The following is a 13,775-nucleotide window of genomic DNA, read 5'->3' on the forward strand; positions in this document are numbered from 1 at the left end:
TAGAGAAGGCATTAGTTATTAGAACTTTTTCTTAGTCTTAACCAGTAAGCAATTGTTTTGTATATAATTATTGTTATTGCTAATAATATAGCTATAAAAACTAATTCTTTGAATGCTGTATGTAAAGTTGGTAGAGTTAGAGGTATTATTTTGTCTGCAATATAAAGCATATACAATCCTAATAAAACGCCACCTTCTCCTCGACTTATTATTCCTTTTGTCCAAAAAATTGGCATGCACGCAAGTGTAGTAATTACCATGATAGGAATATCCTTAGTTATTAGTAAACTCTCAACCACTAAACCACTGCCTCCAGATAATAGAGAACAGCTACCTAAAACTAGTAATTGATTTAATAAACAACTTCCAATTACGTTGCCTATCGCTAGATCAGTTTGACCACGAATAGCGGCCACTAATGACGTGATTAACTCAGGTAAAGAAGTGCCCAGTGAAACTATCGTTAACCCAATTATAGCTTCGCTTACCCCTAACAATCCTGCAATTGTAGATGCGCCTTCTATTAAAAGTCGTGATCCAAGAGTTAGCAAGAAAATACCACCTAATAATTTCACGCCTGCCTTTAATAAACTGGTTGAGTCTTTTTCTATATTGATTTCTGGCTCTGCTTCTTGGGTTTTTTGAGGTTCCTCTCTTGCTGTACGAATTTCCCAAGTGGTATTTATTATTAGCGCAACTATTAAAGCTACTCCAAATTGCCAAGTTATCAGCTCTGAAGCGGCCATCCCCCAAACGGCAGTTGAGACTGCTAAAAGAAGAGGAATGTCTCTTCTTACAAGACGACTTTCAACTCTTAATGGTCGTAAAAGTGCACTTCCTCCGAGAACTACCATCACATTGAAAATATTGCTGCCAACAATGTTGCTCAAAGCTAGACTATCTGATCCATTGAGGGAGGAGTTGACACTCACAAATAGTTCAGGTGCACTTGTCCCTAGAGATACTATTGTTAAACCAATGACTAGTTGAGGAATCCCAAGGATTAAGGCTAAAGCTACAGATCCTTGAATAAAGAACTCCCCGCCGCTAAAAAGTAAAAGTATCCCAGCAATAAGCTCTAAAAATGACAATAATATTGATGGCATAATTGAGTGATTTATTGAGAAACTTAATTAGTGAATTAATTTATATTATTTCCATTTGGTATTATCTTAATATCTTAGCCCTTTATGGATACTTGAAGACTTATAGATCAAGGTTGCATAAGATATACATTGAAAAAGCTTTAATCCTGTGATTGCTTCTGTTAATCAAATCTCATTATTAAAGCCGGATGATTGGCATCTGCATTTGAGAGATGGAAAGATTCTTAAAGGTGTTTTAAGTCATACAGCTGATGTGTTTTGCCGTGCAATCATCATGCCTAATCTTGATCCGCCAATAACTACTTTAAGCCAAGCACAAGAGTATAAAAAAAGAATTATCCAGTCTATCCCTAAAGGTGTTTCTTTTACCCCATTAATGACAGCATATCTTACAGATGATATGCCTGCGAATGTCTTAGAGAGAGGCTTTAGAGAAGGTGTCTTTCATGGGGCAAAGCTCTATCCAGCTAATGTGACAACTAATTCTTCTTATGGGGTTACAGATATAAGTAAAGTCAGCAATTTATTTGAGACGATGGAAAGAATTGGTATGCCATTATTGATTCATGGAGAAGTGACCGATTTTAATGTTGATGTATTTGATAGAGAAGCTGTTTTTATTGAGCGTCACCTTGAACCACTATTACGAACATTTTCATCACTTAAAGTGGTTTTAGAACACATCACGACCATAGATGCAATTGACTTTGTAGAAAAAAGTGAGTTTGATATAGCCGCTACAATCACACCTCATCATCTACATATCAATCGAAACGCAATGTTCAATGGTGGTTTAAGGAGTGATTTTTACTGCTTACCAACAGCTAAACGTGAAATCCATCGTATTGCTCTAAGACAAGCGGCTACTAGCGGTAAACCTTGCTTTTTCCTGGGAACTGATTCAGCACCTCATACCCGTAGATTTAAGGAAAGTTCATGTGGATGTGCAGGAATCTTTAATGCCCCTTTCGCTTTGGAAAGCTATTTAAAAGTTTTCGAAGAGGAAAATGCCCTAGATAGGTTTGAAGCTTTTTCAAGTATTAATGGAGCAACTTTTTATGGATTACCTTTAAACACAGAGAGAATAACTTTAATTAGAAAAGATATTTCCGTACCTCAAATGATTGATGTTGGATTAGATGGTGATCCCAATGATTTTGTAAAACCATTTCATTCAGGAGAAACTCTTAGATGGGCAATAGAGGATGTTTAGTGAGATTGCTGATCCTTATGTAAAACAATTTGATTTAATGACTTTTGGTGGATGGAAAACTTTAAAAGCTATGCAAGTTTATTTACAAACTAATATCCACCCCCTAAATAGATGTGGTGAGGCCATTCATAAACGAATACCAGCGACGAGACTTGAACTCGTACGACCCTTGCGGATCTCAGGATTTTAAGTCCTGTGTGTCTACCAATTCCACCACGCTGGCAAGTGGTTCTTCAATCCTATAACCCTAGGTTAATTACCGCCAACAGATGTCATCTACTGAACTTAAAACTCTGCACATTTTTCACCATGAACTAGAATCCTATTAATGAAAATCCTTGAGTCGCAGTCAGTGTTCTCGATGAATCCACCCAGCTTGAAATCTGTTGGCCGCTTTTTAGCTGTGGGGGTTCAACTCCCCTCACTCAAGTAATGTCTTTGATCTCGATTGTGTGTTTAATCCCTTTTGGATTAATCGGAGCTGTTAATCCAATAATTACATTATCTGCATATGCGGTATTGGGGGGGATGTATTTATTGGTAGTTCCTTTATTTCTTTTTTATTGGATGAATAATCGTTGGAATGTTATGGGAAAGTTAGAACGCCTTTTTATATATGGACTTGTGTTTCTTTTCTTTCCAGGAATGATTTTGTTTGCGCCGTTTCTTAATTTAAGAATGAATGGGAAAGAGGGGTCTTGAACTTTGACAAGAGCACAGGTTTTTCAAATAGGTTTTATTGTTTTTGTTTTAGGAGGCTTGGGATATGAAATGTTTCAGTTGCTTGGATTTGAATCAATATCAGCGGGTATTGCTGCGCAGTCAATATTAATTTTAATTATTTTTGCATGGACAGCTTCTTACCTTTTTAGGGTTTTTTCTGGGAATATGACTTTTATGGAGCAACGTAAAAGATACAGAGAGGCTTATGAAAAATTGACTGATGAAAAAATCAGAGAAAAGTTTGAGGCAATGACAGATGATGAAAAAAATGAATTACTAAAATCCGTTGAGGAAGAAAGTATTGAACAAACTTAAGTTTTAATTACTAAGTCTCAATAATTTTTTACTCTTAGGGATACAAAAATGATAAAAAAGAAAGAGACCCAAGTCTTAGAACATTGAAAAGTACAAATATCAGTAGGTCTTTTTCCAAAATAAAAAAGGAGAAAAGAATTGCACTAATGCCTTTCCTTATGGCAGGTGACCCTGATTTGGAAACTACAGCAAAGATTTTGTTAGAGCTTCAGGCAAATGGCGCTGACATGATTGAGCTAGGCATTCCATACAGTGATCCTTTAGCAGATGGTCCGATTATTCAATTAGCAGCTTCTCGAGCTCTTTCTGCAGGAACCTCCCCTGACAGGGTTTTTAAAATGTTGTTTGAATTGAGAGATCAATTGACAATACCAATAATTTTATTTACTTACTCAAACCCACTTATTAATAAAGGTCTGGAAGAATTTTGCTTGCAAGCATCGAAAGTAGGTGTTTCAGGACTTGTCGTACCAGATCTTCCTCTAGAGGAAGCAGAAAAACTTTCTGATATTGCTGAATCTAAGGAAATTGATTTGGTTTTACTTGTTGCTCCTACAACCCCAAAGGATCGTATGAAAAGAATCGCAGCGACTTCTAATGGATTCACTTATCTTGTAAGTGTTACTGGGGTGACTGGAGAAAGGTCATCATTAGAAGATAATGTAGGATCTCTTGTGCAACAACTAAAAGATTCTTCATCTAGTCCAATTGCTGTGGGCTTTGGAATTTCAGATGTAAAACACATTGAACAAGTTAGAGAATGGGGCGCTGATGGCGCAATTGTTGGTAGTGCTTTAGTTAAAAGAATTGCTAATGCCTCGATCGAAATGAAAGTCGAAGAAGCTGGTTCTTTTTGTAAAGAACTAAGAGCCGCAACTAATGAATATTTTTTTAAATAGCAACAGATCAAGCTGAATATTGAATTCTTTTCTATGTTTGATCTTGAGAAATATTGTCTTTATTTAAATTGAAAACCATGGATAAATTTGTCCTTTGGGGGTCTTACTGTGAAGATGCTCTACTAAAGAGAACACCTTTTAGGGAAGAGCATCTTCAAAGGCTCTCATTACTTAAGGAAAAAGGTATATTAATAACTTTAGGCCCGACAAAATGTAATAGATATGTTTTTGGGATATTTAAATCTGGAGACATTGAATATATTAGAAGTCTTATCAAAGAGGACGTTTACTGGAGAGAGGGAATATGGACTGATTTCGAAATTTACTCTTGGACCCAAGCTTTTTGAGCTTGCTCCCAGACCCAATTAGCTACGATTTGGTCGCCATTATCTCCTAGCTCATCTTCATAACCACTCATTATTCCTACCCCTTGTCTTGCGATCTTCGCTATAGCTTCTGGATTGTCAATTCCATTACGCTTTAATGATGAAATCTTCAAATTTTTTGATCTTCTGATGATGTTCCCACCATTAATATGACATCCAGCACAGTTGTGGTTAAAAAGAGTTCTCCCTGAATCTGCTTCAATAGCATTGAGCTCTTTTGGCAAACTTAAATAAAAAAATGTGCAACAAATACTGATTAGAAAAAAAACTCTTAATTTTATGAAAAAAAAATTTGTATTTTTTTTCATAGTCTTGTAAACCTTATTTATTGAAATTAATTTTTGAAAGATCCTCACAAATCTCGTCAAGAAGATCAAGTTGTCCAGAAGAATTTAATTCAAAGCTCTTCTTTGTTTTCCCTTCTTCACCGTTTGTCCATAACTCTTCAACTTCACAAAGTCGATTTGCAATTTTTGGAATTCCACCAGAACTAAAATCTTTTTTTAAAGATTCAATTAAAGTTGGCATTCTTGCTGAAGGGAGATTAAGACTTCGGCAAAGTTCTGATTGCGTTCTACCTGTTTGCCTTAACCAGTCTTTGATTAGAAGTACTAGATCCTCTTCGATATCTTTTGACCAGCGTTCTTTGCTCATAGTGGAAACCATTTATCCAGCTTAGATTTTGCTCTGAATTTTATCTCTGGAGTAATGTGATGTTGCCATAGACTAATGACAGCTGTTAGGGCCACAAGATCATCGCTAAAACCTGAAGCGGGAATAAAGTCGGGAATTAAATCAAAAGGAACAATTAAATAAGTAAGTGCTCCCATAATGGATAACCTCACTTGGGGAGGAGTTGTATTATCCATAATGAGTTCAAATCCCTCTAAAGCAGGCTGTGCAATTACTCTGCCTGCTCTTAATAAGATCTTTTTAAGTACCCCCTCGTCTATAACAGAACTTTCAAGTACCTCTGCTTCAAAAACTTCTTTATTGGAGTTTCTTGAACTAACCACAATTAAATACTTTTCTCTAAAAGACCACTTTGAATCCCTGTTTTTCTCAACTTTCTTAATGCACGTTGAACTACTTGTCTGCAATATTCCCTGCTGCAATTCATTTGTCTGGCGACTTCGGCTAGAGTTCTCCATTCGTTCGATCCATCTAGGCCAAATCGAAGGCTTAGTATCGTTCTCTCTTTGGGTGTGAGATTTGATTTATCCAATAACGACCAAGCTGATGCACTTCTCTCTGCTAATTCAGCTAGTTCCATGGGAGGTACTTCTTCACTTGGAAGAATATCGACAAGCTCAGAGGGGTCTGCTTTAGATTTGACTGCCCCTTGCAAGCTCACTGTGATACTTCTCAGCTCGCATGCAAGTAATTCCTCTACTTCCTCTAAAGGAATTTTCATTTGTATGGCTATCTGGTTAGTTGAGGGATGAACCCCAAGCTCTTGCATTAGTCGAGACTTGGCAGCACGAAGTTTTGTTAGTTTCTCATTTATGTTTACAGGAATTCGTATTGTTCTACTTTGCGTTGATAGCGCTCTATTTAGTCCTTGCCTAATCCACCAGTAAGCGTAAGTTGAAAATCGATGACCTCTTTTGGGATCGTACTTCTCAACAGCTCTTGTTAATCCTAAGGTGCCCTCTTGAATTAAATCAAGAAGGTCAAGCCCTTTGCCTTGATAGCGCTTGGCCAAATTCACAACAAGCCTCAGATTTGCTGTGATCATTTGATTCTTGGCCCGTTCCCCTGCCTTAAATTTTTTCTTCTCTGCGCTTGAATATTCGCACTCTGGTCCATGACCTCCAGCTTGTTGACAGCGTTCATTAAGTGCAACCATTGCTTGCACTTCTCTACCCAAAGTGAGTTCTTGCTCTGGTGTGAGCAATTCGTGTCTTCCTATTTCTCCAAGAAAGTCGCTTAAAGAACTCACGATTTATTCCTCCTTATATTTATAACCTAGAGAAAAATTGTTTACTTTCAATAGGCGTAATAAAGTGTTCGGAATTTATTAGTAATCCTTTTATCTATTCTTAATGCCTTCGCCAGGTCAATTAATCTAAAAAAAGTTTCCTTTGTTCTTTAGTTGGCTTTTTTAAAATAAAATTAGATAAATTATGTTTTAATTAAAATGTCTTAAAATCATTGATATGAACGACATTCTTTAAAGCAGTTTCTTTACCTATAAAACTCTTTAAAGAATTCTTAGTCTCGAAAAAATTATTTTTACGCACTACTCCTGATTTTAGGTAAACGATAAATTACCAAAGATTTAAGAAAATCAGTTGATTTGTTTTTTTCTCTTTCAAGACTTTTTATTAATTTGATTCTTTGTCTTTCTACCAAAGCAATTTATTTATAAGTAAAAAAGATTATAAAAGAGTTAGTTCTTTGCCTATTGATTTCTTCTGGGAGCGCCTCTTCTTTTGACTAGAACTTTTAGAACTTCTTCCCAGGAAACGTTTTGATGGGCTAGAGAAACCTGCATATGGAAAAGTAGATCTGCAGCCTCATTAGCAACTGAAATAGGATTTTTATCTTTACAAGCCATAATAAATTCGGCTGTTTCTTCTCCTATCTTTTTTAGGATTTTATTATCGCCTTCCTTCAAAAGAGTATTTGTATAGCTTCCCTCCTCAGGATTACTCTTACGACTCTCTATGACGTTGAATAATTCACTACAAGCATTAGATGGAGGGTGAAGAACGTCTTTATTTGTTTCTAAATCTTTAAAAAAACAACTTCTTTTCCCTGTATGGCATGCGATTGAACCAATTTGCTCAATTGACAAAAGTATTGTATCTGAATCGCAATCAGTCCTAATTCCTTTCAATTTTTGAAAATGTCCGCTCGTTTTTCCTTTGTGCCAAAGTTCTTTCCTTGAACGACTCCAATAGTGAACCTCACCAGATTCTAATGTTTTTGTAATGGATTCTTTGTTCATCCATGCCATCATTAAGACTGCGCCATCGACCCAATCTTGCGCTATGGCTGGGATCAAGCCGTTTTGATCAAAATGAAGATTATCTATAAAAAACATTTTTAATTAAGCCAGTTAGGCTTTTTAACTTTAATTATTTAAATTTAATCCTCTATTGGTTTTTTATTCATCTTTTTATGACGATTAAAGATATTACATTTAATTGCTCAAAGCATTTTAAAGACTATCCATGCTCTCACCGTCAATGGAAACATAAAGGACACTGTCGTTATGTTCATGGATATAGTCGAAGCTTTACCTTTTATTTTGCTTCAAACAAACTTGATGAAAATGGCTTCGTTGTCGATTTCTCAAGTCTGAGACCTTTGGAAGAGCACTTAAAAGATCATTTTGATCATACTTTTCTAGTCAATTCTGATGACCCTTTTCTTGAAACATGGAAAGAACTTCACTCTAAAGAAGTACTAGATCTTAGAGTTATGAACAATGTTGGTATGGAATCAACTGCTGAATTAGTGTGGGGATGGGCAAATGATTTATTATTTTCAAGAGAGAAAGGTAGATCTTGTTGTTGGAGAGCAATAGCACATGAAAATGATGTTAATTCCGCTAGTTATACCTTCCTCCCTGAGTGGTTCACCCCTTGATACAGTAAAATTTTCCTGTTGAAATACAATTAACGTTTTAAGTTTTTTAAGTTTTTTAGTGGAAAATTAATTTTGATTCTTTATTCTCTATCTTTATAGTGCATCCTTCTTTATATTTGCCTTTAAGAATATATCTTGCTATTTCACTTTCTAGTTCTTTTTGAATAACTCTTTTTAAGGGCCTAGCACCATAGCTAGGGTTGTATCCAAGTTCAGTAATGAAAAATAGGACATCATCATCAATTTTAAGCTCGATTCCTTTAGCTCCTAACCTTTCTCTTAAACGGTTTAATTGTAAATCGACTACTTTAAGTAGAGTTTCTTTTTTAAGTGGTTCAAAATTAATTATTTCATCAAGTCTGTTTAGGAACTCAGGCCTGAAATTTGATTTCAGTTCTTGATTAATAAGTTCATCTATATTTGTCAAAGGATCATTAGTTACATCATTTTCAGAAATTAATTCGCTTCCTAAATTACTGGTGAGAATAATAATAGTGTTTTTGAAATTTGTTGTTCTTCCTTGTCCATCAGTTACTCGGCCTTCGTCAAGTATCTGAAGCAATACATTGAAAACATCTTTATGTGCCTTTTCAATTTCATCGAAGAGCAAAACGCAATAAGGTTTTCTTCTGATTGCTTCTGTTAATTGTCCACCTGCTTCGTAACCAACGTAACCAGGAGGAGCGCCAATTAAGCGACTTACAGAGTGCTTTTCCATATATTCAGACATGTCTATTCTGATTAAGGAATTTTCACTATCAAAAAGTTGAGAAGCTAAAGCCTTGGACAATTCTGTCTTCCCCACGCCTGTCGGTCCTAAAAATAAAAAACTTGCGATTGGTCTGCTTGGATCACTAAGTCCTGTCCTAGATCTTTGTATCGCAGAAGATATTGATTGAACGGCTTTATCTTGACCAATAACTTTTTTTTGAAGCTCAGATTCAAGATTGAGTAATTTTTCGATTTCTGTTTGAGCCAGTCTTTTAACGGGGATAGATGTCCACTTTGCAATTATTTCAGCTACATCATCGGCTACAACCTCTTCTCTCAAAAGTGATTTTTCGGCATTTTGAGAGGAATTTTTTAGATTAAGTTCTTTTGATTTTAGATTTTGTTGATAATTCACAAGGGTGCCGTATTCAAGTTCAGCAGCCCTATTGAGGTCATAATTCCTTTTTGCTTTTTCTATTTCTAGTTGTACTTTCTCAATTTCTTCTTTAAGTGTTGAAATTTCTTCGATTGATTCTTTTTCTCGTTTCCATTTTTTGTTTACTTCAATTTGATTTTTTGTTAGCAATGCTAGTTCTGACGTAATTAATTCTAGTCTCTCTTTACTTGAGGTGTCTGACTCACCTTCCAAAGATAATTTCTCCATTTCAAGTTGGATGATTTTTCTATCAATCTCATCAATTTCTTCTGGCTTTGATGTTATTTCCATCTTTAAACGTGAGGCTGATTCATCTATTAGATCAATTGCTTTGTCAGGTAAAAACCTCTCTGGTATATATCTATCGCTCAAAATCGCCGCAGCTATTAGAGCGTTATCAGAGATACGAACACCATGATGGACTTCATATCTTTCTTTTAGTCCACGTAAGATCGAAATTGTATCTTGGACTGAGGGTTGTTTTACAAGTATTTGCTGAAATCTTCTTTCCAGCGCAGGGTCTTTCTCAAAATTTTCTCTATGTTCATTTATGGTTGTTGCTCCAATGCATCTTAGTTCACCTCTAGCAAGCATTGGTTTTAGGAGATTACTAGCGTCCATTGCTCCACCACTCGCTCCTGCTCCGACAACTGTATGTATTTCATCGATGAACAAAATTATTTTCCCTTCTGAATCTGTGACATTTTTAAGAACTGACTTAAGTCTCTCTTCAAATTCACCACGGAATTTTGCACCTGCAATTAATGCCCCCATGTCTAAGGAAATTAGTTGACGGTTTTCAAGGGCTGTAGGAACATCACCATTGATAATTCTTTGTGCTAAACCCTCAATAATTGCTGTTTTACCAACGCCAGCTTCTCCAATTAATACAGGATTATTTTTGGTTCTGCGGCTTAGTATTTGAATCGTTCTTCGTATCTCCTCATCTCTTCCAATTACAGGATCTAATTTTCCATCTCTGGCGGCAGAAGTAAGGTCTAATCCATACTTTTGAAGAGCTTCGTAGCTATTTTCAGCATTTTTCTGGGTCACTTTTTTGTCACCTCTAAGAGCATTTATAGCCTCAAGAAGGCTGTTTTTGTCGACATTATTTTCTTCAAACAACCTATTACAAATTCTCTCGTCATCAAATAGGGAAATCACTAAATGTTCGCTTGAAATAAAATCATCTTTGAAAGATTGTTGAATGTTTTTTGCTCTTGAAATTGATAAAGATATTTTTTTGCCAAAGAAAATAGATTCTTGGGCCAGTAGCATTTTTGGTTGGTTCTTTATAAAACTCTCTATTTCTGTGAGTAGATTTTTTATTACTCCGCCCGATCTTTCTATTATTTTTATTGCTATTTCATTTTTCTTTAGAAGAGACCAAAAAAGATGTTCTGTCTCTAAAGTCTGATGTTTTTCAATTAATGCTAAATCTTTTGCATCAATAATCCCTTGCCAAGCATTGTTAGTGAAATCATCAGGATTTACCTTCATGCTTTAAATTAATTACCAAATTTATACTATTCAAATTTGTTGATTGAATAAATATAAGAAAACCGACCTTGTTGACTTGGGAAAATAAATTTGTTAGATCACTTTGATTTTTGAACTAATTAGTTGAATTTGTAATATCTTAATTTTATCTACTTTAGACCTACTATTTCTATGGATCAGCAGATTTAACGTAATTAAAATTTTCCCAGTTTTTGGCGAATTAACACTTTTCTCAACTAATAATAAATCCTTAGATGTTTTAAATTGCAATAGTTTTTGCTCAAAAAATATGCTCAGTGAATTTGATTGAAGTTCTAAATATAGATTTTCATAAAAAAAGATGGGGTCTCCCCCATCTTAAATAAATTCTTTTGGAGATTTAGTTGACTACGATTTTTCCAACCATGCCTGCGCCCCTGTGAGGCTCGCAGTAAAAATCGTATGTTCCAGCTGTACTAAAAGTTCTCTCCCAAGACTCTCCTGGAGCGAAAGCTAAATCAGGATGACTTAGATCATCATTTCCGTCAAAAACAGCATTGTGAGGAGCTAGTTTGTTATTTACAAACTTTACGGTGTCACCAGCGCTTATGTTTAGGGTGCTTGGTTCGAAAGCAAGCATTCCAGCATCAGTTCCAAGCTTGACTTCAACAGTTGAAGCATTCACATTGGTTACGCCAATTACTAGGAATGCGAAGAAAGCAAATAACGCTGTTGAAATAGAACGAATCATGGATTTAATTCTTTTCTTTTTTTAATTTTACTACTTTAGCTTCTGTTTACCATTTTAGTGTTTAGTTAAACCAGAATTATGTAAAACTTGACTTAGCGTTTTGGCATGACTTATACCCCCGAAGGTTTCAGGAGAGGTTACGGGCTCATGTATAAAGTGTTTTTGTCTAAGACTAAATCTATCCCAATTTGTCATTTGAATTGGTAGTAATATAGTTATAAGTTCAATAAGCCAAGGCAAAATAGGGATTTGAGGGACTCTTCTCATTCCTTTCCATATTAGAAGCGTCTGAATTACTACATCAATACTTGTATAGGGTTGCCCTAAAACTAATTTTTTTATTTTAGTGGCAGAAAAAGGTTGTACAGGCTCGAAATCAGAGTTAGCTAGATGCCCGCAAATGAAAGCGATATCTGCTGCGTGAATAAAATGAAACCTTGAGGATAATTTTATCCATCTAGCCAGCCAGATCCATCTCAATGCATCTCTAAGCCCTTCGGTAAGATAACTAGTTGGAAATTTACTTTTACCGTCTAAACGTCCGCCAAAAACTAGTGTTGGGAAAACAGCTATGATCTTCGTTGCAAGCTGATGAGATTCAAGCTCTCTGAGGCATTGTGCTTTTGTTTGTATGTACTCTGTTCCATAGGTAAAAGCTTCCGGTAACAAATTTAAGTTTCTGTCAAGAACACTTGCAGTTGAGAAATAAATAATTTGTTTGATATTGGAGGGATTTAGTAAATTGAGCAAATTTTTTACTGCATCAATATTGACTTCTTTCGCCCTTTTAGGATCACCCCAAGCAGTCGCAGTATGAATAACTCTGTTGACTTCTGAAATTTCTTTCTTGAACTTATTTGATTCTCTCAAATCTCCGACTAAAATTTTAATCCTTGGGTTTTCTAAATTTATTGAAGTTATTTTTTTAGGATCTCTAACCCATAAAAATAATTCTGAAGTTGAGTTTTCGATTAGCCAATTTGCTATGTATTGCCCAACACATCCACTTGCTCCAGTAATCAGAATTATTTCGTTTTTCAAGATGAAACTTTTATAAGTTCATTCACATTTTTACCAGCCTCGAAAAATACTCTTGCATTTTCTTCTGGCGTCCCTGGAAGTATTCCATGACCAAGGTTAAGAATATGTTTTCTACCTTTCGCTTTTCTGACGACATCAACAATTCTTGATCTAATAGCATCAGGAGTACCAAACAAAAGTCCTGGATCAACATTTCCTTGGACTCCAACTGCTTGAGGCAGCCTTTTTAGTCCATCTGCCATGTCAACAGTCCAATCTAGAGAGACTATATCTACTCCGGTTTGTCCCATCCTTTCAATAACTCCCGCACTACCTGAGATATATAAAATCATAGGTGTATCTGGATGTTTTTCTTTTACTAAATTGACTACTTTTTGTTGATAAGGCGCAGCAAACTCGTCATAATCTTGTGGACTTAATTGTCCTGCCCATGAATCAAACATTTGAACTACTTGGGCCCCAGATTGAATTTGATAGGACAAGTAGTTTGCAATTGATTCTGCAAAGTGATTTAAAAGTTGATGCAGTAGTTCTGGCTCTTGGAATGCCATCGCCTTTATAACTGCATAATTTTTGCTGCTTTTTCCCTCTACAACATATGCAGCAAGAGTCCAAGGAGCACCTACAAAGCCAAGAACTGCAGCCTTGTTCCCAACGCTTTCCCTTAGCCTTCCAAGGACTTCCCCAACAAAAGACATGCTTTCTTCTGGTTGAAGGGGTTTAAGGTCTTTAACCTGTTTGAGGCTTCTTATTGGGTCATTTATTAAGGGTCCTTTACTTTCAACGATGTCAAAGTTAATTCCCATCCCAGGAAGAGGAGTCAAGATGTCTGAAAAAAGTATCACTCCATCTGGTTGAAAAGCTTTAAAAGGTTGCATTGAAATTTCATAAGAAAGATCGGGGTTTTCGGATCTTTCCCTGAAGCTTGGATGATTATCACGAAGGTCACGATATACCTTCATGTATCTCCCCGCTTGTCTCATCATCCAAACTGGGGGCCTTTCAACATTTTCTCCGCGAGCTGCACGGAGTAGTAAAGGAGTAGTTTCGTTCATTATTTTGTCCTTTTATTCGAAAAACTTACATGAAGCAGTAACTTGAAAATCATGAAATACGTT

The 13,775-nt window shown here is 35.8% G+C and carries 16 protein-coding genes and 1 tRNA gene; 6 read left to right on the forward strand and 11 right to left on the reverse strand.

Annotation, left to right across the window (positions count from 1 at the left end):
* Positions 1 to 11 precede the first annotated feature (11 nt).
* Positions 12 to 1,106, reverse strand: coding sequence for a calcium/sodium antiporter (locus PMN2A_RS02955; protein WP_011293538.1), 1,095 nt, complete (start codon positions 1,104 to 1,106; stop codon positions 12 to 14).
* 148 nt (positions 1,107 to 1,254) lie between these two features.
* On the opposite strand from PMN2A_RS02955, the gene pyrC reads away from it, so the two are divergent.
* Positions 1,255 to 2,319 carry a dihydroorotase gene (pyrC, locus tag PMN2A_RS02960; protein ID WP_011293539.1) on the forward strand — a complete coding sequence of 355 codons (1,065 nt, stop codon included), beginning with the start codon at positions 1,255 to 1,257 and terminating at the stop codon, positions 2,317 to 2,319.
* A gap of 137 nt (positions 2,320 to 2,456) precedes the next feature.
* Here pyrC and PMN2A_RS02965 read toward each other — a convergent pair.
* A tRNA-Leu gene (locus PMN2A_RS02965) sits at positions 2,457 to 2,542 on the reverse strand.
* Between the two features lie 209 nt (positions 2,543 to 2,751).
* Between PMN2A_RS02965 and ndhL the strand changes: the two genes are divergently transcribed.
* The 4 genes from ndhL (at position 2,752) to PMN2A_RS02985 (ending at position 4,603) form a co-directional block, all read left to right on the forward strand.
* Positions 2,752 to 3,021, forward strand: coding sequence for an NAD(P)H-quinone oxidoreductase subunit L (gene ndhL / locus PMN2A_RS02970; protein WP_011293540.1), 270 nt, complete (start codon positions 2,752 to 2,754; stop codon positions 3,019 to 3,021).
* Positions 3,022 to 3,024: 3 nt separating this feature from the next.
* Positions 3,025 to 3,357, forward strand: a complete 333-nt coding sequence (locus tag PMN2A_RS02975) for a DUF3007 family protein (protein WP_011293541.1) — start codon at positions 3,025 to 3,027, stop codon at positions 3,355 to 3,357.
* 83 nt (positions 3,358 to 3,440) lie between these two features.
* Positions 3,441 to 4,256, forward strand: a complete 816-nt coding sequence (gene trpA, locus PMN2A_RS02980) for a tryptophan synthase subunit alpha (protein ID WP_011293542.1) — start codon at positions 3,441 to 3,443, stop codon at positions 4,254 to 4,256.
* A gap of 77 nt (positions 4,257 to 4,333) precedes the next feature.
* A complete protein-coding gene (locus PMN2A_RS02985) occupies positions 4,334 to 4,603 on the forward strand; it encodes a YciI family protein (protein WP_011293543.1) in 270 nt (89 codons plus the stop codon).
* On the opposite strand, the gene PMN2A_RS02990 is transcribed toward PMN2A_RS02985, so the two are convergent.
* The 5 genes from PMN2A_RS02990 to hisIE form a co-directional block, all read right to left on the reverse strand.
* Complete coding sequence (locus tag PMN2A_RS02990; RefSeq protein WP_011293544.1) at positions 4,579 to 4,950, reverse strand: c-type cytochrome; 372 nt, start codon at positions 4,948 to 4,950, stop codon at positions 4,579 to 4,581. The two genes, PMN2A_RS02985 and PMN2A_RS02990, sit on opposite strands and share 25 nt — an antisense overlap.
* A gap of 13 nt (positions 4,951 to 4,963) precedes the next feature.
* Positions 4,964 to 5,296 carry a hypothetical protein gene (locus PMN2A_RS02995; RefSeq protein ID WP_011293545.1) on the reverse strand — a complete coding sequence of 111 codons (333 nt, stop codon included), beginning with the start codon at positions 5,294 to 5,296 and terminating at the stop codon, positions 4,964 to 4,966.
* On the reverse strand, positions 5,293 to 5,658 hold the full coding sequence (locus PMN2A_RS03000; RefSeq protein ID WP_011293546.1) for a YkvA family protein: 366 nt from the start codon (positions 5,656 to 5,658) through the stop codon (positions 5,293 to 5,295). Before PMN2A_RS03000 ends, PMN2A_RS02995 begins: the two co-directional genes overlap by 4 nt.
* 2 nt (positions 5,659 to 5,660) lie before the next feature.
* The gene (locus PMN2A_RS03005; protein WP_011293547.1) at positions 5,661 to 6,584 is read right to left on the reverse strand and encodes a sigma-70 family RNA polymerase sigma factor; all 924 of its coding nucleotides are present in this window, start codon (positions 6,582 to 6,584) and stop codon (positions 5,661 to 5,663) included.
* Positions 6,585 to 7,046: 462 nt separating this feature from the next.
* The gene (hisIE, locus tag PMN2A_RS03010) at positions 7,047 to 7,691 is read right to left on the reverse strand and encodes a bifunctional phosphoribosyl-AMP cyclohydrolase/phosphoribosyl-ATP diphosphatase HisIE (protein WP_011293548.1); all 645 of its coding nucleotides are present in this window, start codon (positions 7,689 to 7,691) and stop codon (positions 7,047 to 7,049) included.
* Positions 7,692 to 7,768: 77 nt separating this feature from the next.
* Here hisIE and PMN2A_RS03015 point away from each other — a divergent pair, with 77 nt between their 5' ends.
* Positions 7,769 to 8,239, forward strand: coding sequence for a 6-carboxytetrahydropterin synthase (locus PMN2A_RS03015; RefSeq protein ID WP_011293549.1), 471 nt, complete (start codon positions 7,769 to 7,771; stop codon positions 8,237 to 8,239).
* Between the two features lie 55 nt (positions 8,240 to 8,294).
* Here the strand turns inward: PMN2A_RS03015 and clpB are convergent, their stop codons facing one another.
* The 4 genes from clpB to hemE form a co-directional block, all read right to left on the reverse strand.
* Positions 8,295 to 10,886 (reverse strand): ATP-dependent chaperone ClpB, encoded by a 2,592-nt coding sequence (gene clpB, locus PMN2A_RS03020; RefSeq protein WP_011293550.1) that lies wholly within the window; start codon positions 10,884 to 10,886, stop codon positions 8,295 to 8,297.
* 379 nt (positions 10,887 to 11,265) lie between these two features.
* The gene (gene petE, locus PMN2A_RS03025; RefSeq protein WP_011293551.1) at positions 11,266 to 11,616 is read right to left on the reverse strand and encodes a plastocyanin; all 351 of its coding nucleotides are present in this window, start codon (positions 11,614 to 11,616) and stop codon (positions 11,266 to 11,268) included.
* Between the two features lie 54 nt (positions 11,617 to 11,670).
* Positions 11,671 to 12,657: an NAD-dependent epimerase/dehydratase family protein gene (locus PMN2A_RS03030; protein WP_011293552.1), complete on the reverse strand. Its 987-nt coding sequence runs from the start codon at positions 12,655 to 12,657 to the stop codon at positions 11,671 to 11,673.
* Entirely contained in the window at positions 12,654 to 13,712 is a 1,059-nt protein-coding gene (gene hemE, locus PMN2A_RS03035; RefSeq protein WP_011293553.1) for a uroporphyrinogen decarboxylase, read from the reverse strand. Before hemE ends, PMN2A_RS03030 begins: the two co-directional genes overlap by 4 nt.
* Positions 13,713 to 13,775: the final 63 nt, after the last annotated feature.

It is taken from the genome of Prochlorococcus marinus str. NATL2A (genome assembly GCF_000012465.1).
Classification (GTDB): domain Bacteria; phylum Cyanobacteriota; class Cyanobacteriia; order PCC-6307; family Cyanobiaceae; genus Prochlorococcus_B; species Prochlorococcus_B marinus_B.